Below are 25,607 nucleotides of genomic sequence, written 5' to 3' on the forward strand. Positions count from 1 at the left end.
AACGTTCACATCAACGTCCTTCACTGTCTTGTCGGCGACGCTCCCCCGGCGTACGGGAAAGGAGGTTTTGCCTTTTTGCCTTGTCCTTTCGCCACGGAAGAGGTCACCATGGCAAACCCCCGCTCGCGCCGGGCGCTGCTCGCGGTCGCCGCCACCGGCGTCCTGGTAGCCGGCCTGTTCTCCGCCGCCGGCAGCGCACAGGCGGCCACCACCGGGCCGTGCGACATCTACGCCTCGGGCGGCACGCCCTGCGTCGCCGCCCACAGCACCACCCGGGCCCTGTACGGCAGCTACACCGGTTCGCTCTACCAGGTCCGGCGCGCCTCCGACAACGCCACGACGAACATCGCGCCGCTGAGCGCCGGCGGCGTGGCCAACGCGGCCGCCCAGGACTCGTTCTGCTCCGGCACGTCCTGCCTGATCACGATCATCTACGACCAGTCCGGCCGGGGTAACAACCTGACCCAGGCGCCGCCCGGCGGCTTCAACGGGCCGGCGGCCGGCGGCTACGACAACCTCGCGAACGCGACCGCCGCGCCGATCACGGTGGGCGGCCACCGGGCGTACGGCGTCTTCGTCGCGCCCGGCACCGGGTATCGCAACAACAACACCAACGGGATCGCCACCGGCGATGCCGCCGAGGGCATGTACGCCATCTTCGACGGCACCCACTACAACGGCGGCTGCTGCTTCGACTACGGCAACGCCGAGACCAGCAGCCGCGACACCGGCAACGGCCACATGGAAGCCATCTACTTCGGCAACATCAAGGTCTGGGGCTACGGCACCGGGAACGGTCCGTGGATCATGGCTGACCTGGAGAACGGCCTGTTCTCCGGGGTGAACGCCGGCTACAACTCGAACGACCCGTCGATCGGCAACCGGTTCGTCACCGCGGTCGTCAAGGGTCAGCCGAACCACTGGTCGATCCGCGGCGGCAACGCGCAGTCGGGCTCGCTGTCCACCTTCTACAGCGGCGCGCGACCGAACGTGTCCGGCTACAACCCGATGCACAAGGAAGGCGCGATCATCCTCGGCATCGGCGGCGACAACAGCAACGGCTCGGCCGGCACGTTCTACGAGGGCGTCATGACCAGCGGCTACCCGAGCGACGCCACCGAGAACTCGGTGCAGGCGAACATCACCGCCGCCGGGTACGCGACCGCCGGCACGAGCACCGGCCCCGCGGTCGGCTCGACCATCTCGCTGCGTGCCACCACCGCGTGCTGCACGACCCGGTACATCAGCCACTCCGGCGCGACCGTCTCCACCCAGGTGGTCAGCTCGTCCAGCTCGTCGACGGCCAAGTCGCAGGCGTCCTGGATCGTCCGGTCCGGGCTCGCCAACGGCTCGTGCATCTCGTTCGAGTCGAGGGACACCGCCGGCAGCTACCTGCGGCACCAGAACTACCAGCTCTACCTGCACGCCAACGACGGCAGCTCGCTGTTCGCCAACGACGCGACGTTCTGCCCGCAGGCCGGGATGAACGGCCAGGGCAACTCGTTCATGTCGAACAACTACTCGACCCGCTACATCCGGCACTACAGCAACAACGTCTACATCGCCAGCAACGGCGGATCCAACGCGTTCGACTCGTCGACGCTGTGGTCCGACGACGTGAGCTGGGTCGTCACGTCCCCCTGGACGCCCTAGCCCACCCCTCGGGCCGCCCGGGCCGGTCATGGGGCCCGGGCGGCCCTCCATGTCGACTAGGGTCGATGGCGTGGACGTCTCGATCACGGCGGGCGACGCGGAGGCGTTGCGAGGGCTGCGCACCTGGCTGGCCGAGGAGGCCGCGCTGCGCGGCCGGGTCACGGCGCGGGAGTCGCCGCCGCCGGAGGGCACGCTCGGCCCGCTGCTGGAGGCGCTGGTCGTCGCGGTCGGCCCGGGTGGCGTGGCGGTCGCGCTGGTCACCGGCCTGGTGTCCTGGCTGAGGCAACAGCGTGGCGATCTGACCGTACGGGTCGAACGGCCGGACGGCGGATCGTTCGAGCTGTCCGCCCAGCGGGTCAAGGGGCTGGACATGGCCGCCGTGCGCGCCGAGGTCGAGCGTCTCAGCGACGAGATCGACCCGGGGTGACCGACCTCGCCGGCCCCGGAGCCCGTGCGCTGGTCATCGGCACCGCGCGGCACACCGGGCCGACGCTGCCGCCGGTCCCGGCCGCGGCGGCGAGCGCCCGGGCGTTCGCGGCCACGCTCACCGAGGTCTGCGCGATGGCGCCGGGCAGCGTACGGCTGCTGCTGGATCCGCCGCAGGCGCGGGACATGGCCGAGGCGGTCGCCGAGGCGGCCGGCGACGCGGAGTCGGTGCTGCTGCTGTACTTCGCCGGGCACGGCCTGCTCGACGAGTCCGGCGAGCTGCACCTGGCCGCGGCCGGAACCGACCGGCTCACCCCCGGCCTGAGCGATCATCAGGCGCTCGCCTACTCCGCGGTGCGAAAGGCGCTGGCCGGCTGCCGGGCGCCGGCCGTCGTGCTGATCCTCGACTGCTGCTACTCCGGCCGGGCCCGCACCCCGGGCGCGGCCGGACCGGTCGGGCCGGGCTACACCCCGCCCCCGGTGCACGGCGCGTACGTGCTCGCCTCGGCCGAGAATCTCGCCACCGCCCCGCCCGAGGCCGAGCTCACCACCTTCACCGGCGAACTGGTCGCGCTGCTCACCGACGGCGACCAGCGGGCGGGCCGGCTGCTCACCCTCGACGTCGTCCACGAGCGACTGCTGAGCCGGTTGCGCGCCGCCGGTGCCCCGCTCCCCCGCCGGCAGAGCGGCGACACCTCGGGTTCTCTGGTGCTCGCCGTCAATCGCGCCACGCCGGAGCGGACGCCGGACGCCGAACCGCCGGCCGAGGGGATCTGCCCGTGGCCGGGCCTCGCCCCGTACGGCGCCGAGGACGCCCGCCTCTACTTCGGCCGCGACGAGCTGACCGGCAAGCTGGTCACGGCGGCTGCCGAGGCAGGCGCGGACGGCCGGCCCCTGCTCGTCGTGGGTGCCTCCGGCTCGGGCAAGTCGTCGCTGGTGCAGGCCGGCCTGCTCGCCGCGGTGCACCGGCCGGCCGCCGTGCTCACGCCCGGCGAACACCCGCTCGACGCCCTGCCCCGCGCCGCACCCGGCTCGATCGTGGTGGTCGACCAGTTCGAGCAGCTGTTCACGCTCTGCCACGCGGCCGCCGAGCAGACGGAGTTCCTCGCCGCGCTGACCCGGCTGGCCGCGGATCACCTGGTGGTACTCGCGCTGCGGGCCGACTTCTACGCCCAGGCCGCCGAGCGCCCGCAACTGCGGGCGGCGCTCGACCACCAGTTCCTGGTCACCCCGATGACCCCGGCCGAGCTGCGAGCCGCGATCGAGGGCCCGGCATCGGTGGCCGGCCTGCGGCTGGAGGGCGCGCTCGCCGACGTCCTCCTGCACGAGCTGGGCGCGGGCAACCGCCTGCCGCTGCTGTCCCACGCGCTGTGGGCGACCTGGCGCAACCGCAGCGGCAACACGCTGACCGAGAGGGGCTACGACGCTGCCGGCCGCATCGACCGGGCGGTCGCGACCAGCGCCGAAGAGGTCTACGAAGGACTGGACGACGCGGCCCGCTCGGCGGCCCGCCGCCTGCTTCCGCGACTGGTCCAGGTGGGCGAGGAAAACCCGGATACCGTACGCCCGGCCGCGCGCGACGAGTTGCTGCACGCGCTGCCGGAGCCGGACGCGGGGCGGCGGGCCCTCGAGGCGTTCACCGCGGCCCGCCTGATCACCCAGGACCGCGACACGGTCCGGCTCGGCCACGAGGCGCTGCTGCGGGTCTGGCCGAGACTGGTCGGCTGGCTGGACGAGGACCGCGACTGGTTGCGCACCAGCCAGCGGCTGGCCGCCGACGCGGAGGCCTGGCGAAAGGCGGGCCGGGACCCGGCCCTCGCCTATCGCGGCAGCCGGCTAGCGGCCGCGCGGGAGGGCGCCCGATCACGGGCCGACGTCCCGCCGGTCTCGGCCGAGTTCCTCGCCGCATCGGAAGGCCTGGCCCGCCGGGCCGCTCGCCGGTTACGCGCGGGCATCGCGACCCTGGCGGTGCTGCTCCTGGTTGCGGTGGCCGGTGCGGCGGTCGCGGTGAAGTCGCGGCAGGAGGCCCTGGCGCAACGGCGGGAGGCCCTGGCTCAGCAGGAGGCCGCGGAAGCGGCGCGGAATCGGGCCCTGTCCCGAGCGATCTCCGCCGATGCGGCCCGGATCCGCAACGATCAGCCCGGCCTCGCCAAGCAGCTGGCGGCGGTGGCGTACCGGATGGACCCGGCCGAGGGCACCCAGGCGCTGCTGAACAGCCCGGGTGTTCCCGGGCAGCTCGCCACCGCCTACCCGGCGTTCGACCTGGCCGAGAACGCCGCCGGAAACCTCCTCGCCCTCGCCACCGGCCAGGCCCTGATCCTCTGGGACGCCACCACCAGCAGCCCCCTGTCCCGGATCGACTCGCTGTTCACCGGCCCGGTCGCGGTCTCGCCGGACGGCACGCTGCTGGCCGCCGCGGTCGGCCCGCTCAGCGGCGCGGACCCCACGACGGCCGGGAAACCGCAGATCGAGCAGCCTCGGCCAACCGTCCGGCTGTGGAGCATCGCCGACCCGCGCCGCCCGCTTCCGCTGCCCGACCTGCCGACCGATACCGCGAGCATCACCACGCTCGCCTTCTCGCCGGACGGCCGGCTCCTGGCCGCCGCCGGCACTGGCGGCCGCATCCATCTGTGGGACGTCGGCCAACCGGCGCCCCGCAAACTCCCGGACCTGACCGGGCACCGCGGCCGGGTCGACTCGGTCACCTTCGCGCCGGCCGGACACCTGCTGGCCGGCAGCGGCACCGACGGCACCGTCCGACTCTGGGACCTGACCGATCCGGCGCGTCCGGCAGCCCGGGCCCGGCTCACCGGCTCCACCGTCGCGCTGTCGAGCGAGGTCCGGATGATCCAGCACCGGGTCGCGTTCGATCCGACCGGCCGCCGGCTCGCGTTCGTCGTCAAGCACCACACCAACGAGTCGCCGGCGCTCTACGACGTGTCCGACCCGCGTCGCCCGAAGCCGGTCTTCCAGCAGCCGGCCGACGACGACTGCGAGCGCGTGTACGGGATGCTGCTGACCGCGGACACGCTCGTCACGTCCTGCGAGCTCGGCTACGTGCAGACCTGGGTGCGCGGGCGGAGCCTCGACCCGCGCACCGCCGGGCAGTCGATGCTGCGCACCGCGAAACGGATGCCGACCACCACCGGCGGCGCCCTGCGGACCGGGGCGGTGCTGGCCCGGCCGGAGGTCGACGGCCGGCGGACGGTCGCGGTGGCAAGCACCAGCGGCGTGTTCCTCTGGGACGTCACCGACCCCAGCACGTCCGGCGGGCTCGTGACCACCGTCGACGGGCCCAACGGATTCTTGATCCGGGTGCAGTTCAACCCGGCCGGTCCGCGGCTGATGGCCGAGGCTAGCGGGCGGGACGGCGCCCGGCTGCTCGACGTCGCCGACCCCGCCGATCCGCACCTGGTCGGCACCATCACGTCGACGCCTCCGAACGACCTGTACCACCAGGAAGCCGGCGGAGGGCTCGCCTTCCGGCCGGACGGCGCGGTCGTCGCCGCCACCAAGATGGTGAACCACCGTCCGCACGTCCTGCTGTTGTCGACGAGCGCACCCGGCGGGCCGCCGCTCGGCGAGATCACCACCGGGCTCGAGTACGGCGCGGCCGCGCTGTCCTTCTCCGCCGACGGGAAGCTGATCGCCGTCGCCGACCACGAGCGCGGGCCCCGCGCCACCCCGCCCTCGGTGAAGATCTTCGATGTCGGCGACCCGGCTCACCCGCGCCTGATGTCCTCGATCCCCAGGGCACTGACCTGGGACCTCGCGTTCTCGCCGACGAGCCGGCTGCTCGCCGTCTTCACCGCGAACGAGATCGTCCTGCGGGACCTGGCCGATCCCGCCCATCCGCGGGAATTGCCGTCCTACCGGTTCCCGGCCGGGACCGACCTGCCCAACGGCGTGTTCACCCCGGACGGCAAGACGCTGATCGTCAGCGCGAACACCCGGCTCATCCGGATCCTCCCGATCGGCGCGGACGGCCTCACCGACCCGCCACCCGGCTCGCCGACCGAGTTCACCGGCCAGGCACTGAACGGGAGCCGGTCGCTCGCGATCAGCCCCGACGGGCACCTGCTCGCCGTGCTCGGCAACGAGGACGCCCATCAGGTCGACCTGTGGGACGTCTCGAAACCGTACCTGCCCCGCCTGCAGACCTCACTGGACGTGACCGACGTCAGCCCTCTCGACGCCGTGGCGTTCAGCGCCGACGGGCGGTTCCTGGCGGTCAAGGACGGCGAGGAGGTCGGCATGTGGTCGATCGATCCGGACGTGTCGGTGCGGACGCTGTGCCGGCTGGCCGGCGATCCGATCACGAGGCAGCAGTGGGCCCTCTACGTCGGCGAGCAGCCCGCGTACCACCCGCCGTGCCCGTAAAGATCGATAGTTAGACAATCCTCTATTTTGGATGTTCGGCCCATGCCGGGCGGCCACCTCGTGCGATCCGATCCAGAAGACCGGTAATAACCGTTCGACCTAGGAGGGACCGTGCGCACACCATCCCGTGCGTTACCGGCAGCCACCACGACGCTCCTCGCGACCACACTCGTCCTGGTCGCGCCGACCGTAGCCCAGGCAGCGCCGAGCCCGGCCGGCCCGCCGGGCGACGACCATCAGCACCAGACCGTCGACAACCGGCACGGCCTGATCGCGCCGACCGGCCGGCAACGCGCGCTCGCGGCCGCGGCCGGCGCGAGCGCCCGGTGGAACGCCTTCGGAACGCCGGCCGCGCTGACGGCGGCCACACCGCTCGCCACCGGACTCCCGCCGGACCCGGTCGCCGCCGCTCGCGCCTACATCGACGCCAACCGGGACGTGCTCGGGCTGACCGCCCGGGGCGCCGACTCGCTCGACCTGCTCACCTCCGCGCCGCTCGGGGCGGGCGCGGCGGTTCTCTTCCGGCAGCGGTTCGGCGATCTGCCGGCCGGGCACGACGGGTTGCTCGCGCTGGGCGTCCGCGATGGACAGATCTGGTACGTGAGCTCCTCGCTCGCCCGGGACGCCGAGGCGCCCGCGCCGGCCACACTCCCGCCGGCCGACGCGCAGCGCGTGGCCGCCGTCGACGCGGGCCTGGCGAACCCGACCGTCCTGGCGAACCGCCTGGTCGCGGTGCCGACCGCCGATCGCGGCGCCCGGGCCGCCTACCAGGTGACCCTCGGGTCGGGGCTGACCGGCGCCGACCCGGTCGCGTACACGAGCTATGTGGACGCCCGCGACGGCGGCGTGCTGCTGCGCGAGAACATCGTCGACTCGGACAAGGACAACGGCGAGTGGTCGGCCTTCCCGTCGTCGCCGCCGACCGACTACTCCTCCCGGGACACGCGGCAGACCTGGTGCTTCGAGCCGTCGCGCCGGTGCGACTACGTGATCGGGACGGCGTCCTCGCCGTACGCGTGGGATGTCGTGAACGGGGCATCGACCCGGACCACCGCGGGCAACAACGCCGTCGCGGTGCAGAACTGGAACTCGAACGATCCGTTCTCGGTCGGGACCGAGACGGCCACGCCGCGGCCGGACCGGCGCTACGACTACCGATGGACCAACCAGTGGCAGCAGGCGCAGTGCTCGCCGGCCGTCTTCGACACGGCGCAGCGCAACGACATCGACGCCGCCCGGGCCAACCTGTTCGCCCTGCACAACCGGATGCACGACTGGGCGTATCAGCTGGGCTTCACCGAGCAGACGTTCAACATGCAGGACGACAACTACGGGCGCGGCGGCCTCGGCGCCGACCATGAGCAGGGCAACGCGCAGGCCGGCGGGATCAGCGGCGGGCCGCCCGACTTCGCGGCCCGGGACAACGCCAACCAGATCACGCCGCCGGACGGGCAGGCGCCGATCACCAACATGTACCTGTGGCAGCCGATCGCCGGGTCGTTCTACGCCCCCTGCGTGGACGGTGACTTCGACATGTCGGTGGTCGGGCACGAGTACACGCACGCCATCACGAACCGCATGATCGCCGGGCCGGACGCCGGGCTCAGCTCGCCGCAGGGCATGAGCGAGAGCTGGTCGGACCAGATGGCGATGGAGTACCTGAACGAGAACGGGTACGCGCCGCGCGGCAGCCGCGCGTACACGATCGGGCAGTACGTCACCGGGGACCCGAAGGCCGGAATCCGGAACTACAACATGAGCGCGAGCCCGCTCAACTACAGCGCGATCGACTACGACTTCGTCGGGCTGCAGGTGCACGCCTCCGGCGAGGTGTGGTCGGCGACGAACTTCGACATCCGGGCCGCGATGATCAAACGGTACGGCGCGGGCACGCCGGCGCTGCAGAAGGCGTGCGCGGCGGGCCGGGTGGCGGTGACCTCCTGCCCGGGCAACCGGCGCTGGGCGCAGCTGGTGTTCGACTCGTTCCTGCTGATGGCGAACAGCGCGAACAGCATGGTGGACGCCCGGGACGCGCTGCTCGGCGCCGACCTGGTCAGGTTCGGCGGCGCCAACCAGGCGCTGCTGTGGAACGCCTTCGCCAAGCGCGGCCTCGGCGAGAGCGCGGTCAGCAACGGGGCGGCCGACGTGAACCCCACGCCGAGCTTCGTCTCGCCGTACGCACCCTCCTCGGTGGTCACGTTCCGGCCCGTGGACGAGCACGGTCAAGCGGTGCCGAACGCGAAGTTGTTCGTCGGCGACTACCAGGCCCGGGCCGTGGCGGTGGCGGACACCGACCCGTCCACCGCGCTGCCGGACACCGTTCGGCTGGTTCCCGGGACCTACACCTTCATCGCGCAGGCGCCCGGGTACGGCGAGGCGCGGGTGCGGGCGACCTCGTTGCGCGCCGGGCCGGCCCGGCTGAGGGTGCGAATGCCGGTCAACTTGGCGTCCGGCAACGGCGGCGCCACGGTGACCGGGGACGGGATCAACCTGGCCCGGCTGGTCGACGACGACGAGGCGACCAACTGGGCGTCGCTGGCCGGCGCGGTCGCCGGCAAGCAGGTCACGGTCGATCTGGCCGGCGGGGTGCAGAAGATCCGGCGGGTGCAGGTGAGCGCCATGCTGCGGCCGGCGATCGCGACCGACCCGGACGGCGCCGCGCAGAGCCGCTTCTCGGCGCTGCGGCAGTTCCGGGTACTGGCGTGCACCGCATCGGCGACGGTGGCATGCGCCGACGCCGCCGAATTCCGGCCGGTCTACACCAGCCGGGCGGACGCGTTCCCGTCGGTGGCGCCGCGGCCGCGGGCACCGGAACTGATCGTGCGGTCGTTCCCGATCCCGCCGACGTACGCCACGCACCTGCGGTTCGAGGTGCTGACCAACCAGTGCACCGGCGGGCCCGACTACGCGGGTGAGCAGGACGCCGACCCGCGGGCGGCCACCGATTGCGGCACGGCCAGCGCGCAGGCGCTGAACGTCCGGGTCGCCGAGTTCCAGGCGTTCGGCAGCTGATTGCCCCGCTCGGCGAGAAGCTCGGCGAGAAGCTCAGCGCGATGCTCGGCACGATGCTCGGCGCGATGCCCGCCGGGGTCCTCGCCGAGCGAGACGACCGAATGATGGGCGGGGCGGGCCACCCCAGGCCCGCCCCGCCACTTTCTCACCCCCGGAGGCAGGTCATTCCGTTGACGGTGAACGCCGCCGGCGCGACGTTGCTGCCGGTGTAGGTCCCGTTGAAGCCGATGCTGGTGGAACCGCCCGCCGGCACCGAGCCGTTGTAGGACAGGTTGGCCGCGGTCACCTGGCTGCCGCTCTGGGTCCAGGTCGCCGACCAGCCCTGGCTCACCTTCTGGTTGCCGGGGAACGCGAACGCCAGCGACCACGCGCTCCACGCCGCCGACCCGGTGTTGGCCAGCGTGACCGTCCCGGTGAAGCCGCCACCCCAGTCGTTGACGCTGTAAGTGACCTTGCAGCCGGCCGAGGACGTCGGCGTCGGGCTGGTGGTGGGCGAAGTCGACGGCGACGGGCTGGTGGTGGGCGAAGTCGACGGCGACGGGCTGGGCGTCGGCGACGAGGTGCTGGGCGAAGGCGTCGGTGACGGCGAGGACGCGCCCGGCTCCTGACCCCAGATCAGCTTCCCGCCCTCGTACAGCGGGACGTTCTTGTTAACCGCGGTTCCGGCCAGATAGGACGGGTCGTTCGACGGGTCCCAGGTGCCGCCGTCGGCCACGCCGACCTTGAACTGCACCTCCATCCGGTACGCCGACTGCCCGGCCGGCGCGATCGTGTATCCCGCGCAGTTCACCTCGACGTACCAGATGTCCCCGGACCACTGCTTGGCCGTCGACGGCGACGGGCACCCCTGCGTGTACCCCGGCGTCACCACCAGCGCCGCCGTGCCCTCGCGCCGGAAGAAGTACCGGTAGGTCGCGCTGGTCAGCGCCCGCGCCGGGAACGCCGACTTGTTGTAGATCATCACCTTGAGGGCGGTGTCCCGCGGCTCGTCCTGCATCACCGTCGTCTCCACGGTGATCTCGTCCAGGTCCGGGGTCTCCGCCTTGGGGAAGCCGGCCAGTGGCGACCCGCCGTACTCCTGGGTCAGCCGGGCCAGCGCCGAAGTGAACCCGGCGTTGTAGTCGTCGGCGACCTCGTTCATCACGTAGTCGCTGCGCTGGTCCTGGTACGCGTCGTCGGGCGAGGACGGGCCGCCGACCAGGGCGCCGTAGAGCACATGCCGGGTGTCGGTGGGAACGGTCATGTTGTCCCACCACGACCCGTGCGCCGTACGGTGATGGGGGTTCTTCGGGGAGTTGGCACCGAAGCCGATCACGTAGCTGGATTGCCGCGGGTTGTCGCCGAGCGCGTAGTTGATCTGCCGGACCGCGAAGTCGTGGTACCGCGCCTTGCGGGTCGCGTCGCCGGTCTTGTCGCTGTAGACCAGCGCGACGAAGGCCGTGTTGGCGGCGTATCGCAGCGATCCCCAGCTGTCGAGCACCGCCTCGCCACCCGGCGAGTAGCGGACCTTGTCCCCGTTCACGCCGACGGTCCACCAGTCCAGCCAGCGGTTCGCGTCGTCGATGTACTTCTGCTGACCGGTCAGGTTGGCCAGCAGCACGTACGCGCCGAACTGCTTGTTGTCCCAGGCGATCGTCCACTTGTACGAGTGCGTGGTGGTCTGCGGCTCGGTGCCGAGCTTGTCGTACTCGCTCTCCGCCTTGGCCAGGTAGGTGGCGTCGCCGGTGGCCCGGTACAGCCAGATCGCGCCCCACACCAGCTCGTCCTGGTACCCGCTCCACGACTTGTAGAAGTTCTGGGCATCGGTGATGCAATCGGAGTACGCGCGCCGAACCGTGTCCGCGAACGTGTAGAGCTGCTTTGCGTGGGTCAACAGCTTGTCGGCGTACGCGGAATCGGTCGGTCTGAAGACGATCGAGCTCGCCGCCATCGCCGCCGCGGTCTCCCCGGCCAGATCCGAGCCGCCGCAGCCGGCGTCGATCTTGTAGGACGGCCGGGCCATCGGCATCACCTCGGCCGGTCCCCACCACTTGTGGTCGTCGTCGCCCTTGCCGACCTGCCCGTAGAGCACGTTCGCCGACGGGTGCGCCTTGATGAAGTAGTCGTTGGGCACCCGCAGGTTGTTGAGGAACGTGCCGAGCTGGCCGGAGGCCGCGTACGCGTCCCGGTACTCGACCGCGCCCCAGGCGAGCATCGTGGTGGAGAACGCCATCGGGAAGCCGAACTTCACGTGGTCACCGGCGTCGAACCAGCCGCCGGTGAGGTCGAGCCCCACGTCGGCGCCGTCGGTCATGGCCGCGTCGCCGCGCCAGGAGACCTGGCTCCAGGACGGCTTCTTGCCGGCGATCTGGGCCTGGTAGAAGAACATCGACTTCTGCAGCGCCTCGCCGTAGTTGAAGGCGCCGGTGGCGGCCTCGGCGGGGCGGACGACCACGGCGAACAGGCCGGCGGCGACCAGGAGTGCGAGCAGGAGACGGCGCATGGGGTGCCCCTTGGGAGTCGATGGGAGCGCTCCCAAACATTGAACAATGCGATTACGTGAATGTGAAGAGCGAAATCAGTACGAGTGGTTGGCTTCCCAGTGCGTCCACGCGCCGCACGGGGTCTTGTACTTGCCCTTGATGTACCCGAGGCCCCACCTGATCTGGGTGGCCGGGTTGGTCCGCCAGTCGTCCGCGACCGAGGACATCTTGCTGCCCGGGAAGGCCTGCGGGATCCCGTACGCGCCGTTCGGGTTCTCGGCCCGATGGTTCCAGCCGCTCTCCTTGTTCCACATGTTGTTCAGGCACGGGAACTGGTCGATCGCGAAGCCGGCCTCGAGCATCAGCGCGCAGCCGGTGGCCCGGTTGCCGACGAACTCCTGGCACGAGGACGGGATCGGCCCGTTGTACGGGACCGTCGCGCCGGACTTCTTCGCCTTTTCCGCGGCCCGCTTGGCGACCACCCGCTGGGCCAGGTCGTGTGCCTTGCCGGCCGCGCTCCTCGCCTCGACCGCGGCCTTGTCGGCGGCCTCCGACTCGGCCTCGCGCTGCCAGGCCCGGGCGGCGACGTGCTGGTTCTGCCGGGCCTTCAGCAGCTGTACCTCGTCGATCTGGGCCTGGGCGGAGAGATCGACCTGGCCGACCGGCCGGACCTGGCGCCCCTCACCCAGGTAGAAACCACCGGCGGCGCCGGCCACCAGCAGGACCACCGACGCGACGCGCACGCCGACCCGGCTCCACTGCCGATTCACGATCTTCCCTTCGCCGGGGGCCGAAGGCGACGCCCGGGGGGATACGCCGCACCGGGCATCGTAGCGGCAACCTCGGGCGGGCCGCTGGCCCGGCAGGCGGATGGCCCGCTGCTGGTCGATCTTCCGGTCGCCACCGGCGGCACGGGTCATCTGCCGGTGCAGTACCAGCAGAGCTCCAGGTGGCCCGGCCGGCCCCGATCTGTGCGGGCGGCATCCTGCTCAAGCTTCTGATCGGGTCCTTCGATCGGGTGATTCTCCGGCTCAGGCCGGCCGGGGCCCGGTGACCAGGGCATCGACGACCATGAGCCGCGAGGGCGAGCGGCGGCCCTGGACCGACGGTCCCACGCTGGGCCGGACGGTCCGATTCGGCTAGTCTTCCGGCCGGGTGCCAGCTGAATGGCGTTCAACTATTGACAAATGCCCCTACCGTACCTCTGGTCTCATGGCGCACCGCGGAGGAGGAAGAGAACCGTGTCGTCGCTTACGCTCTCCGTGGTTACCCCGATGTACAACGAGCGTGAGGCCGTCGACCACTTCGTGGCCCGGCTGCGGCCGGTCCTCGACGGCCTCGGCGTCACGTACGAGGTGGTCGCCGTCGACGACGGCAGCGCCGACGCGACCGTCGCCCGGCTGCTCCAGCTGCGCGCCGACTGGCCGCAGCTGCGGATCGTCTCGCTGCGCCGCAACGCCGGGCACCAGGCCGCGCTCGCCGCCGGCCTGCGCTCGGCCCACGGCGACTATGTGGTCAGCATCGACGCCGACCTGCAGGACCCGCCGGAGACGATCGGCGAGATGCTGGCCGTGGCCCGCGAGCAGGGCGTCGAGGTCGTCTACGGGGTACGCAACGACCGCAGCACGGACACGGTCTTCAAGCGGCGCACGGCCGGCGTCTACTACTGGACGATGCGCCGCCTGGTCGGCCCCTGGGTGAGCGACCAGGCGGGCGACTTCCGGCTGATGAGCCGGACGGTGGTCGACGTGCTCAACGGCCTGCCCGAGCAGCGGCCGGTCTACCGCCTGGTGGTGCCCTCGCTCGGCTTCTCCTCGGCCGAGGTGACCTACGTACGGGCCGAGCGGGTCGCCGGCGAGACCAAGTACCCGCTCAGCAAGATGATCAAGCTGACGCTGGACAGCGTGACCAGCTTCTCGGCCACGCCGCTGCGGATCGCCACCTGGCTGGGGCTGCTCAGCTTCCTGCTGTGCCTCGCGCTGATCGTCAGTGGCCTGGTGGCCTGGGGCCTCGGCGCGGTCGTGCCCGGCTGGACGTCGCTGTACATCGCCGTGCTGCTGCTCGGCGGCGTCCAGCTGATCTGCCTCGGCCTGCTCGGCGAATACATCGGACGCATCTACGCGGCCCTGCAGAACCGCCCGCAGTACCTGATCGCGATGGACACCGCCGACGAGGAGACCACGGAGGCCGTCGAGCTGGCCGGACGCCGCTGACGCCCGGGTGCGGTGAGCGGGCAACAAACCGGGGAAAGTCGGGCCGACAACGCCGAAGACTCATTGACACAAATGAGTCTTCGGCGTTTCTGATGTGTTAAGCCACCCGGACCCCGCCGGGGGCGTACACATCCCCGGAGGCTCGAAAATGCGCTGGAGAATCACGCGAAGGAGAGCGCTCTCTCTTCTGACCCTGGCCACCCTCCCCCTGACCGCCGTCGTCGCCGTGGCCGACAGCGCACAGGCCTCGGTGCCGGCCCCGCCCGCGGGCTTCACGCTGACCTGGAGCGACGACTTCAACGGCGCCGCGGGCACCGGCATCGACCAGGGCCTGTGGAAGTACGACACCGGGCCGGGCAGCAGCTTCGGCACCGGCGAGATCGAGACCATGACCAGCAGCACCTCGAACGTCTACTACGACGGGCAGAGCCACCTGGTGCTGCAGGCCCTGCACTCCGGCTCGGACCCGCGCGCCGGGTGGACCTCCGGCCGGGTGGAGACCCAGGCGGCGACCTTCGGCGCGGCCGCCGGCGGCGTGGTCCGGATCGAGTCCATCCTGCAGCAGCCCAATGTGAACACCGCCAACGGCGCGGGCTACTGGCCGGCCTTCTGGATGCTCGGCGCGCCGCTGCGCTCCGGCGTCGCCTGGCCCGGCTCCGGCGAGATCGACGTGATGGAGGACATCAACGGCCGCGGCTCGCTGTTCAGCACCCTGCACTGCGGCGTCAACCCCGGCGGGCCGTGCAACGAGTCCACCGGCATCGGCTCCGGCGAGCGGGCCTGTCCGGGCTGCCAGACCGGATTCCACGACTACGCCGTCGAGATCGACCGCTCGACCTCGCCCGAGCAGATCCGGTTCTACCTGGACGGCAGCAACTTCTTCACGGTCCAGGCGACCGCGGTGGACGCCACCACCTGGGCGAACGCGGTCGACCATCCGTTCTTCATCATCTACGACCTGGCGATGGGCGGCGGCTTCCCGGACGCCTTCGGCGGCGGGCCGAACGCCTCGACGGTCTCCGGCGGCAAGCTCGTGATCGACTCGGTGGCGGTCTACAACAAGGGCGGCTCGGGCGGCGGCGGAGGCGGCACGGTGACCGGGCAGACCATCGCCGGGCCGGGCGGCAAGTGCGTGGACGTCGCGGGCGACGACACCGGCGGGGACGGCACCGCCGTACAACTGTGGGATTGTCAGTCGTATGCCAAGGACCAGCACTACGTCTGGAGCGGGCAGACGCTGCAGACGCTCGGCAAGTGCCTGGACATCGCCGGCGGGGTGAACGCGGCCGGCACCAAGCTGCAGCTGGCCACCTGCAACGGCGGCGGCTACCAGAATTGGGTGACGCAGCCGGACGGCTCGCTGCGCAACCCGACGACCGGCCGGTGCATCGACTCGCCCTCGGGCGCCACGGCCAACGGCACCCGCCTGCAGATCTGGGACTGCAACTCCTCGGGCGCGCAGAAGTTCGCCATCGGCACCCCGATCTACGGGCCGGGCGGCAAGTGCGTGGACGTGGCCGGCGACGACACCGGCGGCGACGGCACCGCGGTGCAGCTCTGGGACTGCCAGCAGGCCACGTCGAAGGACCAGAAGTGGACCTGGAGCGGGCAGACCCTGCGCTCGCTGGGCCGGTGCCTGGACATCGCGGGTGGGGTCAACGCGGCCGGCACCAAGCTGCAGCTGGCCACCTGCAACGGCGGCGGATACCAGAACTGGGTGGTGAACGGCGACGGCTCGATGTCCAACCCGACCACCGGCCGGTGTATCGACTCGCCGTCCGGCGCCACCGCGAACGGGACCCGCCTGCAGATCTGGGACTGCAACTCCTCGGGCGCGCAGAAGTTCGCCCTGGCCTGATCGGATCGGAACGGGCCGCACCCGCGGCCCGTTCCGTTGCCAGTAGTAGCGGCACACCCCCCTCATCCGCAGCAGATGAAAGGTCTGCGGAATCCTTGTGTGCCCGCGGATCCACCTGGGACTATCCGGAAAATCCAGCTGCCGGAGGGCCGGGTCATGAGCGCACAGGCGACACTGGTCTTCCTGACGGTGCTGGGCGCGCGCTTCGTCGTGCCGCTGTTCATCCCACGCTTCCCGCTGCCGGCCATCGTGCTCGCGCTGGTCATCGACGGGATGGACCAGACGATCTTCCAGTGGTTCGGCTTCGACCCGCCCGGCTACCAGGGCTACGACAAGGCGATGGACATGTTCTACCTGTCCGTCGCCTACCTGTCGGTGCTGCGCAACTGGACGAGCCATCCGGCGTACCAGGTCGCGCGTTTCCTGTTCTTCTACCGGCTGGTCGGCGTGGTGCTCTTCGAGCTGTTCGACAACCGGATCCTGCTCCTGATCTTCCCGAACACCTTCGAGTACTTCTTCATCGCGTACGAGATCGTGCGCCTGCGGTGGAACCCGATGACCGTGAGCTTCCGACGCTGGGTGATCACCGCGGGGTGCATCTGGGTCTTCGTGAAGCTGCCGCAGGAGTGGTGGATCCACGTCGCCCAGCTGGACTTCACCGACACGGTCGCCGCCCACCCCGTGCTGATCCCGATCCTCGCGGCGCTGGCGATCGGCGCCACGCTCTGGATCTGGCTATGGCTGTGGCCGCGGCTGCCGGAGCCGGCGTGGAAGCTGCGCGTGGCGGCCGAGCCGCTGCCGGCGGAGATGGACACGGCCGCCGACCGGGACCGGTGGGTCGCGCAGCACTGGCAGATCTGGTCGTCGGCCACCCTCGAGAAGGTGGTGCTCATCGGGCTGCTCTCGGTGATCTACGGCGAGGTGCTGCCCGGGGTGCAATCCAGCGAGCTGGAGCTGTTCGTCGGCATCGCGGCGTTCGTCGTGGTCAACGTGGCGATCAGCCTCGGGGTGGCTCGGCGGGCCGGGAGCGCGGAGTCGGCCGCGGCGGCGTTCGGGCTGCGGGCGGTGGTCAACGCCGGGCTGGTGGTGGGCGCGAGTTGGGTGCTCAACCAGGTGGGCGGGGACCTGAACTTGGGGGTGGCGCTGTTCTTCGCGGTGCTGCTCAGCCTGCTGATCACCCTGGACGACCGGTTCCGGCCGGTGAGTCAGGTGCGCTTCGAGGCGCTGCGGCCGGTGCCCGCGGGCCCGTAAGCCGTGCGACGCGCCCGGCGGCGTTCTCACGGGGCCATAAGCCGTGCGGTCCGACTGTCCGGCAGCGTTCCCGCGGGGCTGTGAGCCGTGCGGCCCGACGGTCCCGCAGCGTTCCCGCGGCGCCGTGAGCCGTGCGGCCCGACGGCCCTGCGGGGCCGGCGGGCCGGGGTGGGGCCGGCGGGCCGGGGTGGGGCCGGCGGGCCGGGGCGGGGCCGGCGGGGCGGGGCGGGGCCGGCGGGCCGGGGCGGGGCCGGTCAGGCGTGGTTTCGGGGCGCCTGCGCCAGTCGCAGCGTGGCCATGATCTGGGCGGCCTGGCGCTCGTCGGTGGTTTCCCGCCCCTGGCTGCCGGCCTGGGCGGAGCTTCCCAGGGTGACGCCGACCGGGGCGCCGACGGTGTGCTTGGCCGAGGCATGTATCGCGTCCACACCGGTGCGGACGATCTCGTCGACCAGGTCGGGCCGGACTCCTCCGCCCGCCATGATCTCGATCCGGCCGGCCGCGGCGTCGACCGCTCCGGCCAGCCGGTCCAGGTCGGTCGCCGACGCGAGGATTCGCCGGACGCCGAGCGGAACCAGGGTCTCCACCGCCCGCTGCGGATCGGCGAGCGTGTCGAACGCGCGGTGGAAGGTCACCGGCAGTTCGCCGGCCGCCGCGACGACCCGCTCGACGAGGTCGGCGTCCACCCTGCCCTCGCGCACACCGCCCACCACGATGCCGGCCGCTCCGGCCGCTCGAACATTCCGGATGTCGCGCAGGATGAGCGTCGTTTCGTCGGGTTCGTAGTCGAAGCCGCCGGGCCGGGGCCGGACCAGCACGTGCACCGGCGGGATACCGGGCGTCTCGACGGCCGTCTCGATCAGGCCCCGGGACGGGGTGAGGCCGCCGAGCGCCAGGGCCGTGCCCAACTCGACCCGATCGACGCCTAGCCGCGCGGCCACCCGAAGGCCGTGCGTGTCCTGGACCGCGAGCTCGAAATCCACCATGCCCATGATCGGATCATATCGACTGCTATAAATGTGGGAGCGCTCCCGACCCGTACCGGAAAGGAATGTTGCATGAAACGCCTGGCGTTCGTTGCCGCCCTGGCCCTGCTGACGCCGATCCTGCCCGCCGCGGCGAGCGCATCGGCCAGGCCTCGCGGTGCCTTTACGGGAGCGGTCGCGGCGACCGGCGACGGGTCGCCGACCGACCCGAACATCGCCTTCGTCGGGCGGTGGGACACCGGCAACGCCGGCGGCTACCTGCCGGAGTGGGCGGGCGCGTACCTGAGCACCGGGTTCACCGGGACCACCGTGAAACTCAAGCAGCGCAACAGCATCGACCTCTACTACTCGATCGACGGCGGCGCCGACAAGTACCTGACCAACCGGACCGGCACGGTGGATCTCACCCCGACGAAGCTCGCCGCCGGGCGGCACACACTACGCGTCTCGTACCGGGTGGTGGCCGGCTCGTACCACGGCGATGCGATCTTCCAGGGGCTCGTGCTCGACTCCGGGGCGGCAACGTTTGCGCCGGCCCGGCCGGCGAAGCTCCTCGAGTTCGTCGGCGACTCGATCACCGTAGGCACCACCACCTCGGAAAACGCGCTGACCGCGTACGGGTGGCTGATCGGCGAGCGGCTCGGCGCCCGGCACACCCAGATCGCGCAGGGCGGGGCGTGCCTGGTCACCACCGCGGACGGCTGCGTGGGCCTGGAGGACTACTTCCTCCGGCTCAGCAGCGCCGCGAACTCACCGGCGTGGGACTTCAGCCGGTACACGGCCGACGCGGTGATCATCAACCTGGGCACCAACGATCTCGCGCACGGCACGCACACGACCACCTTCCAGCCGCACTACCTGCATCTCCTGGAGGAGGTGCGGGCGAAGTACCCGAACGCGAAGATCTTCGCGATGGAGACCTTCAGCAAGCGGTTCGGGGTGCAGACCCAGGCCGCGGTGCAGGCCCGCGCGGCGGCCGGCGACGCGAACGTCTTCTACGTCAGCACGGAAGGCTGGCTGACCAGCGCCGACTTCACCGACGGCACGCATCCGACCGACGCCGGCCATCGCAAGATCACCGACCGGCTGGCGCCGATCATCGCCGCCAAGATCTGACGACCGCCAAGATCTATAGGCCGTACGTCTTTCCGATGATGTCACGCTGGATCTCGCTCGTGCCGCCGTAGACGGTCGAGACCAGGGCGGCGCGAACGTGGCGTTCCATGTCGTACTCGGTCGCGTAGCCGTAACCGCCCATCATCTGCATGCCGGCCAGCGCCACCTCGCGCGCGACCTCGGTGGTCTTGAGTTTGACCATCGAGCTCTCCCGGGGCAGCACCCGGGACGGATCGCGATCGACCAATGCGGCGGTGCGATACACCAGTAACTTGCAGCACTCGATCTCGGTGGCCAGGTCGGCGATCCGGTGGCGCAGCGCCTGGAAGCTGCCGATCGGGCGGCCGAACTGGCGCCGGTCGCGCACGTAGGTGAGCACGTCGTCGAAGGCGCGGCGGGCGGTGCCGAGCATCAACGCGGCGAGGATGAGCCGTTCCAGGTTGAGCCCGGCCATCAGCTGCCGCCAGCCCTGCCCGGCGGTGCCGACCACGGCGTCGGCCGGCACCGCGCAGCCAGTGAAGTACAGGTCGTTGACCTCACGGCCGCCCATCGTGTCGATGCCGCTGATCCGCAGCCCGGCCGCGTCGGCCGGCACCAGCAGCATGGTGAGCCCCTCGTGCTCGCCCGGCCCGCCCGACGTGCGCGCGACCAGCAGGATCGCATCGGCGAAGTGCGCGTTCGAGCACCACGTCTTCTGCCCGTCGATGACGTAACCGCGGCCGTCGGCGGCCTCCGCGCGGCAGGCGAGGGCGGCGACGTCCGAGCCCGCCTCCGGTTCCGACATGGCGATCGCATACGTCCGGCCGGCCGCGACCCCGCCGAGCACGGCCGCCTTCTGCGCCGGCGAGCCGAAACGCTGGATCGCCCCGGCCACGATCGACGAGGTCGCGAACCCGCCGATCGGCGCCATCCCGTACGCGGTGTGCTCCAGGAACAGGCAGGTGTCGACCATCCGCTCGCCGAGCGCCACCTCGAGCCAGCCGAGATCGGCGAGCTTCTGGTAGAGGGCCTGGTTGTGCGCGTGCCGGCCGCCGTCGGTGAGCTCGTCGCGCCGCTGCCGGGTGCCGGCCTCGCGCTTGCAGAAGTCGGTGACCGCCTCGGCGAAGGCGCGCTGCTCGTCGGTGAAGTCGAGATACATGTCAATCCCTTCCGGGGCTGGTACCTGGGATTGACAGCGAACGTAGCATATCAAATATCAAATCTGGAGGGTGTCATGGTCGCCACCACCGAGGTCCGCCTGCAAGCTCCTCTCGCCGCCGCCCGCCGCGCCGCCACCTGGTGGGGCGCGCTCGATTTCGACGAACGGCGGGCCCGGTTGCTCGCCTGGAAACGCACCGTCGCGGCCCGCTCGGACGAGCTGGCTGCCGTGATCAGCGAGGAGACCGGCAAGCCGGTCGGCGACGCGCTGCTCGAGATCATGCTGGCCGTCGAGCATCTCGACTGGGCGGCGAGGAACGCGTCCCGGGTGCTGCGCCGGCGGCGGGTGCGGTCGGGGCTGCTGGCCGCCGATCAGGGGGCGGCATTGGCGTACCGGCCGCTGGGCGTGATCGGGGTGATCGGGCCGTGGAACTACCCGGTCTACACGCCGATGGGATCCCTCTCGTACGCGCTGGCGGCGGGAAACGCGGTGGTCTTCAAGCCGAGCGAGCACACGCCGAGGACCGGCCAGTGGCTCGCGGAGGCGTGGAGTTCGGCGGTGGGTGAGCCGGTGTTGCAGGTGGTCACCGGGGACGGTGCGGTCGGGGCGGCGCTGTGCGCGGCGGGGGTGGACAAGGTGGCGTTCACCGGCTCGGCCGCCACCGGGCGCAAGGTGATGGCGGCCTGCGCGCAGACGCTCACCCCGGTGGTGATCGAGGGTGGCGGCAAGGACGCGATGATCGTGGCGGCCGATGCCGACCTCGACGCGGCGGCCAAGGCGGCGGCGTTCGGCGGGTTCGGCAATGCCGGGCAGACCTGCGCCGGCGTCGAGCGCGTCTATGTCGAGCGGCCGGTCTACCGGGAGTTCGTCGATCGGCTCTCGGCGATCGCGTCGGCGCTCCCGGAGGACGGCGACCAGCTGCCGTACGGGCGGATGACGGTGCCGTCGCAGGTGGACATCGTGCGGCGGCACATCGACGACGCGGTGGCCCGGGGCGGCACGGCGGTCGTCGGCGGCCCGGAGGCGGTGCGGCCGCCGTACATCTTCCCGGTGGTGCTCACCGACGTCCCGGAGGACTCGGCGGCGATGACCGAGGAGACCTTCGGCCCGACGCTGGTGGTCAATCCCGTGGACGACCTCGACGACGCGGTCCGCCGGGCGAACGCCACCACGTACGGCCTGGCCGCCTCGATCTTCTCCCGGAACCGGCGCGAGGCGGTTCGGCTCGCCGCGCGCCTGCGCACCGGGGCCGCCTCGGTCAACGGCGTGCTCGGCTTCGCGGCGGTGCCGGCCCTGCCGTTCGGCGGCGTGGGCGACTCCGGGTTCGGACGCATCCACGGTCCGGACGGGCTGCGCGAGTTCAGCCGCGCCCAGTCGGTCACCTGGCAGCGCTTCAAGGCGCCGCTGGACCTGATGAGGCTGGGCCGCGACCAGGCCGTACTGGATCGGGCGGTCAGGGTGTTCCGCATGCGCCACGCCCGCGGCGCCAAGTGATCCGGATCAGGTCCAGATGGCCAGGTCATCCAGGTGCTTGATGAGCAGCGCGGCGCCGTCGGTGAAATGGCCGGTCATGATGGTGCGGGCGGCCGCCGGGCTGCGCTGCTCGAACGCGCCCAGCAGCAGTTCGTGGTCCTGCCGCATGCTCGCCCGCCAGGCCTGGTCGGCGGCGTAGAACCGGGCCGGCGTGTAGCGCGTCGCCGTGTGCAGGAACCAGCTCAGCTTGCGGGCGTCGGCGAGCCGGTTGATGGTGCGGTGGAACTCGTACTCCAGCCGCTCGATCTCGTCGACCTTCCGGGCCCGCGCGGCGCGCAGCAACGCCGCGTTCGCCACGGTCAGCTCGGACAGCTGCGCGTCGGTGATCCGCTCGGCGACCCGGGCGGCCAACTCCCCCGCGATGTCGCCCTGCAGCTGGAACAGGTCGGCGATGTCCTGCTTGGCGAGTGGCGCCACCACGTACCCCTTGCGGGGTTGCAGTTCGACCATGTCCTCGCCGCGCAGGGTCAGCAGCGCCTCGCGCACCGGCGTGATGCTGACGCCGAGCTGGGCGGCGACCTCCTCGAGCCGGATCCGGGCGCCCGGACGCAGCTCGCCCGACATGATCCGCTCCCGCAGCGCGGTGGCCACCTCGTCGGAAAGCTGAGGTCGCATGGGCCGACGGTATCAAATATCAAATACGATGGCCTGATCGCCCCGAGTGAGGGAGTTGATGGGTTGATGTTCGGCCGACACCGCAACCTGCGGCGCATCGCCGCCCTGGACCCGGCCCGCGACCACCTGGAGATCTACCAGATCTCGGCCGGCCTGGAGTTCCCCTGGGACTACACCCGGGCCCTGGAGTTCGCGCTGTTCCGCACGTACTGCGTGCCCACGATCTCCCGCCTGCTGGCCGCGACCGGCGAGTTCGAGAAGCGCCCCCAGCAGCGCTACGACGACACGGCGTTGCTGATGGGCGAGATCGCCGCCCACGGCTACGACTCGCCGCGCGGCCGCGAGGCGCTGCGGGTGGTCAACCGGGCCCACGGCCGCTACGCCATCGCCAACGACGACATGCTCTACGTGCTGTCCACCTTCGTCTACGACCCGATCGCGTGGCTGGCCCGGTACGGCTGGCGCCCGCTGCACGAGAACGAGCGGCTGGCCGCGTTCCACTACTACCGCGCCGTCGGCACCCGGATGGGCATCCACGACATCCCGGCGAGTTACGACGAGTTCGCCGCCTTCAAGCGCGCCTACGAAGCCGAGCACTTCGTCTACTCGGACACCAACCGCCGGGTGGGCGAGTACACGGTGGGCCTGTTCGCCGCCTGGTTCCCGGCTTTCCTGCGCCCCGCGGTGCGGCTCGGCGTCCGGGGCATGCTCGACGAGCCGATGCTGCGCGCCTTCGGCTTCGATCCCGCCCCGGCCTGGGTGGGCAAGGTGGCATCGGGCGGCCTGCACGCCCGCGCCGCCGCCGTACGCCTGCTGCCCCCGCGCCGCCATTCGGTCCTGGGCGTCTCCAAGCGCAACCGCACCTACCCCGGCTACCCGACCGGCTACCAGCCGGCGGACCTGGGCGCCCCGCGCCCGGCCCGGACCTCCCGGTGGAGCACCTACGCCGCGCCTGACGACGCCGGGGCGCCACTGCCCGGACCTCCCGGTCGAACACCTACGCCGCGCCTGACGACGCCGGGGCGCCACTGCCCGGACCTCCCGGTCGAACACCTACGCCGCGCCTGACGACGCCCGGGAGGGTCGCGTCGAGTGACCCGGCCGGGCTCGTCCCGGCTTTACCGCTCGGAGTAGAGCTGGTCGATGGTGTCCGCGTACCGCTCCTGCACGACCCGCCGCCGGAGTTTGAGCGTCGGGGTCAGTTCGCCGCTCACCGGGGACCAGACCGTGGGCAGCACCCGGAAGGTCTTGACCTGCTCGGGCCGGGCCAGGCGGGCGTTGGCGGCGGCCACCGCCTCGCCGATCTCCGCCAGCACCGCGGGATCGGAGGAGAGCGAGTCGACCGAGACATCGGTGATGCCGCGGGCGCGGGCCCACATCGGCGCCGCCTCCTCGTCGAGCACGATCAGAGCGGTCACGTACGGCCGCCGGTCGCCGATCGCGACCGCCTGTGCGATCAGCGGATGCGCCCGGAGCAGGTTCTCGATCTGCGCGGGCGAGATGTTCTTGCCCGCCGAAGTGATGATCAGTTCCTTCTTGCGGTCGGTGATCGTGAGATACCCGTCCTCGTCGAGCACGCCCACGTCGCCGGTCGCGAGCCAGCCCTCGGCATCCACGACCGGCGCGACCTCGCCGTCCGGGCGCAGATAGCCGGCGCAGACCAGCGGCCCGCGGACGAAGATCTCGCCGTCCTCGCCGAGCTTCAGCTCCATGCCCGGGTTGACCCGGCCCACCGTCCCCGTACGGAAATGGTCGGGGGTGTTGATCGTCGCCGTGCCGGTGGTCTCGGTCATCCCCCAGACCTCGAGGACGTCGACCCCGATGCCGGCGAGGTAGCGCAGCACCTCCACCGGGATGGGCGCCGCGCCGCTGCCCGCCCACAGCATGTTGTCGAGCCCGAGCCGGGCCCGCAGCGGCCGCAGCACCAGCGAGTCGACCGCCAGCAACCGCGCGGCCAGGTCGTCGGGGACCTCCTGCTCGGCGGCGCGCAACTCGTAGGCCTGCAGGGCGAGGGCGCTCGCGTTCTCCACGGCCGCGCGCACCGGCGGGTCGGCCGCGGCGAGCTGGGCCTGCAGGCCGGCGACCATCTTCTCCCAGATGCGCGGCACCCCGAAGAACGACACCGGCCGCACCGCGACCAGGCCGGCGAGCAGCTGAGCCGGGTCGGGGCAGATCGTCACGTGCCCGGCCCGATAGATCGGGTTGTAGATCCCGAGCATCCGCTCGGCGATGTGCGCGAGCGGCAGGTACGCGAGCGAGGGCATGTGATCGGGCGTGGGAACCGTCGCCTCGAGCGCCGCGGACTGGTAGATCACGTTCGCATGGGTGAGCACGACGCCCTTCGGATCGCCGGTCGTGCCCGACGTGTAGAGCAGGGTCACCGGCTGCGAGGGAACGATCTTTCGCCAGGTCGTCTCGAACACCGACGGGTCGGCTCGGTGCAGGTCGGCCCCGCGCGCCGCGGCCTCCTCGAGGGAGCCGCCGACGACCAGCACCCGCGGCGGCTCGGCCAGCGAGTCGAGGATCGGCTTCCACTGGTCGTGGGCTTCCGGCGACTCGAGCACCAGGATCCGGGCGCCGCTGTGCGCGGCGACGTAGCGCAGCTGCTCGGGCGCCAGCGTCGCGTACACCGTGGAGGGCACCGCGCCCAGGTGGGTCGCGGCCAGGTCGGCGATCCAGTGCTCGGGCCGGCCGGACATCATGATCAGCATCCGGTCGCCGGAGGTGAGGCCGAGCTCGGCCAGCCCGCGGGCGAGCGCCGCGATCTCGTCGCGCAGCTCACGCCAGGTGCGGGTGATGTCGCTGCCGAGCATGCTCAGGGCCGGCCGGTCGCCGAAGGTGGTGGCGTTGCGGTGCAGCAAGGCGGGAACGGTCTGGCCCGACGCGATCTCGGCGCATCGCCGCGCTGTGGCCCTGCCGAAGCCTGGACCATCAGCCGGCGGAGCTACGTTGGTATCCACCCCGGCA

The 25,607-nt window shown here is 71.6% G+C and carries 16 protein-coding genes; 10 read left to right on the forward strand and 6 right to left on the reverse strand.

Translation table 11 applies throughout. The features are described from left to right. Positions 1-108 precede the first annotated feature (108 nt). From ODJ79_RS21785 to ODJ79_RS21800, 4 genes are all read left to right on the forward strand, one after another. Complete coding sequence (locus ODJ79_RS21785; protein ID WP_263025372.1) at positions 109-1,653, forward strand: alpha-L-arabinofuranosidase B; 1,545 nt, start codon at positions 109-111, stop codon at positions 1,651-1,653. A 70-nt stretch (positions 1,654-1,723) separates the two neighbouring features. After that, entirely contained in the window at positions 1,724-2,080 is a 357-nt protein-coding gene (locus ODJ79_RS21790) for an effector-associated constant component EACC1 (protein WP_263025373.1), read from the forward strand. Next, positions 2,077-6,459 carry a caspase, EACC1-associated type gene (locus ODJ79_RS21795; RefSeq protein WP_263025374.1) on the forward strand — a complete coding sequence of 1,461 codons (4,383 nt, stop codon included), beginning with the start codon at positions 2,077-2,079 and terminating at the stop codon, positions 6,457-6,459. The genes ODJ79_RS21790 and ODJ79_RS21795 overlap by 4 nt, the downstream gene beginning before the upstream one ends. A 111-nt stretch (positions 6,460-6,570) precedes the next feature. Then, positions 6,571-9,471: a M36 family metallopeptidase gene (locus tag ODJ79_RS21800; protein WP_263025375.1), complete on the forward strand. Its 2,901-nt coding sequence runs from the start codon at positions 6,571-6,573 to the stop codon at positions 9,469-9,471. Between the two features lie 145 nt (positions 9,472-9,616). Here ODJ79_RS21800 and ODJ79_RS21805 read toward each other — a convergent pair whose 3' ends face one another. Both ODJ79_RS21805 and ODJ79_RS21810 read right to left on the reverse strand, forming a co-directional pair. Continuing rightward, positions 9,617-11,953: a glycoside hydrolase family 9 protein gene (locus ODJ79_RS21805; protein ID WP_263025376.1), complete on the reverse strand. Its 2,337-nt coding sequence runs from the start codon at positions 11,951-11,953 to the stop codon at positions 9,617-9,619. A gap of 75 nt (positions 11,954-12,028) precedes the next feature. Further along, positions 12,029-12,703, reverse strand: coding sequence for a lytic transglycosylase domain-containing protein (locus ODJ79_RS21810; protein WP_263025377.1), 675 nt, complete (start codon positions 12,701-12,703; stop codon positions 12,029-12,031). Positions 12,704-13,120: 417 nt separating this feature from the next. Here ODJ79_RS21810 and ODJ79_RS21815 point away from each other — a divergent pair, with 417 nt between their 5' ends. The 3 genes from ODJ79_RS21815 to ODJ79_RS21825 all read left to right on the forward strand — a co-directional run bounded on the left by ODJ79_RS21815 (position 13,121) and on the right by ODJ79_RS21825 (position 17,255). Beyond that, positions 13,121-14,146, forward strand: a complete 1,026-nt coding sequence (locus ODJ79_RS21815; RefSeq protein ID WP_317620687.1) for a glycosyltransferase family 2 protein — start codon at positions 13,121-13,123, stop codon at positions 14,144-14,146. 148 nt (positions 14,147-14,294) lie between these two features. After that, complete coding sequence (locus tag ODJ79_RS21820) at positions 14,295-16,004, forward strand: ricin-type beta-trefoil lectin domain protein (protein WP_263025379.1); 1,710 nt, start codon at positions 14,295-14,297, stop codon at positions 16,002-16,004. A gap of 156 nt (positions 16,005-16,160) precedes the next feature. Further along, positions 16,161-17,255, forward strand: a complete 1,095-nt coding sequence (locus ODJ79_RS21825) for a hypothetical protein (RefSeq protein WP_263025380.1) — start codon at positions 16,161-16,163, stop codon at positions 17,253-17,255. Between the two features lie 254 nt (positions 17,256-17,509). Here ODJ79_RS21825 and ODJ79_RS21830 read toward each other — a convergent pair whose 3' ends face one another. Beyond that, positions 17,510-18,244: a copper homeostasis protein CutC gene (locus tag ODJ79_RS21830; protein ID WP_263025381.1), complete on the reverse strand. Its 735-nt coding sequence runs from the start codon at positions 18,242-18,244 to the stop codon at positions 17,510-17,512. 66 nt (positions 18,245-18,310) lie between these two features. Here ODJ79_RS21830 and ODJ79_RS21835 point away from each other — a divergent pair, with 66 nt between their 5' ends. Continuing rightward, positions 18,311-19,354, forward strand: coding sequence for an SGNH/GDSL hydrolase family protein (locus tag ODJ79_RS21835; RefSeq protein WP_263025382.1), 1,044 nt, complete (start codon positions 18,311-18,313; stop codon positions 19,352-19,354). Positions 19,355-19,367: 13 nt separating this feature from the next. Here the strand turns inward: ODJ79_RS21835 and ODJ79_RS21840 are convergent, their stop codons facing one another. Then, positions 19,368-20,492 (reverse strand): acyl-CoA dehydrogenase family protein, encoded by a 1,125-nt coding sequence (locus tag ODJ79_RS21840; RefSeq protein ID WP_263025383.1) that lies wholly within the window; start codon positions 20,490-20,492, stop codon positions 19,368-19,370. A gap of 75 nt (positions 20,493-20,567) precedes the next feature. On the opposite strand from ODJ79_RS21840, the gene ODJ79_RS21845 reads away from it, so the two are divergent. Next, positions 20,568-21,986: an aldehyde dehydrogenase family protein gene (locus tag ODJ79_RS21845; protein ID WP_263025384.1), complete on the forward strand. Its 1,419-nt coding sequence runs from the start codon at positions 20,568-20,570 to the stop codon at positions 21,984-21,986. 6 nt (positions 21,987-21,992) lie between these two features. Here ODJ79_RS21845 and ODJ79_RS21850 read toward each other — a convergent pair whose 3' ends face one another. After that, on the reverse strand, positions 21,993-22,640 hold the full coding sequence (locus tag ODJ79_RS21850) for a GntR family transcriptional regulator (RefSeq protein WP_263025385.1): 648 nt from the start codon (positions 22,638-22,640) through the stop codon (positions 21,993-21,995). Between the two features lie 66 nt (positions 22,641-22,706). Here ODJ79_RS21850 and ODJ79_RS21855 point away from each other — a divergent pair, with 66 nt between their 5' ends. Then, positions 22,707-23,708, forward strand: a complete 1,002-nt coding sequence (locus tag ODJ79_RS21855; protein WP_263025386.1) for an oxygenase MpaB family protein — start codon at positions 22,707-22,709, stop codon at positions 23,706-23,708. A gap of 50 nt (positions 23,709-23,758) precedes the next feature. Here ODJ79_RS21855 and ODJ79_RS21860 read toward each other — a convergent pair whose 3' ends face one another. Beyond that, positions 23,759-25,501, reverse strand: coding sequence for an AMP-dependent synthetase/ligase (locus ODJ79_RS21860; protein WP_263025387.1), 1,743 nt, complete (start codon positions 25,499-25,501; stop codon positions 23,759-23,761). Positions 25,502-25,607 lie beyond the last annotated feature (106 nt).

It is taken from the genome of Actinoplanes sp. KI2 (assembly GCF_025630775.1).
Classification (GTDB): Bacteria; Actinomycetota; Actinomycetes; order Mycobacteriales; family Micromonosporaceae; genus Actinoplanes.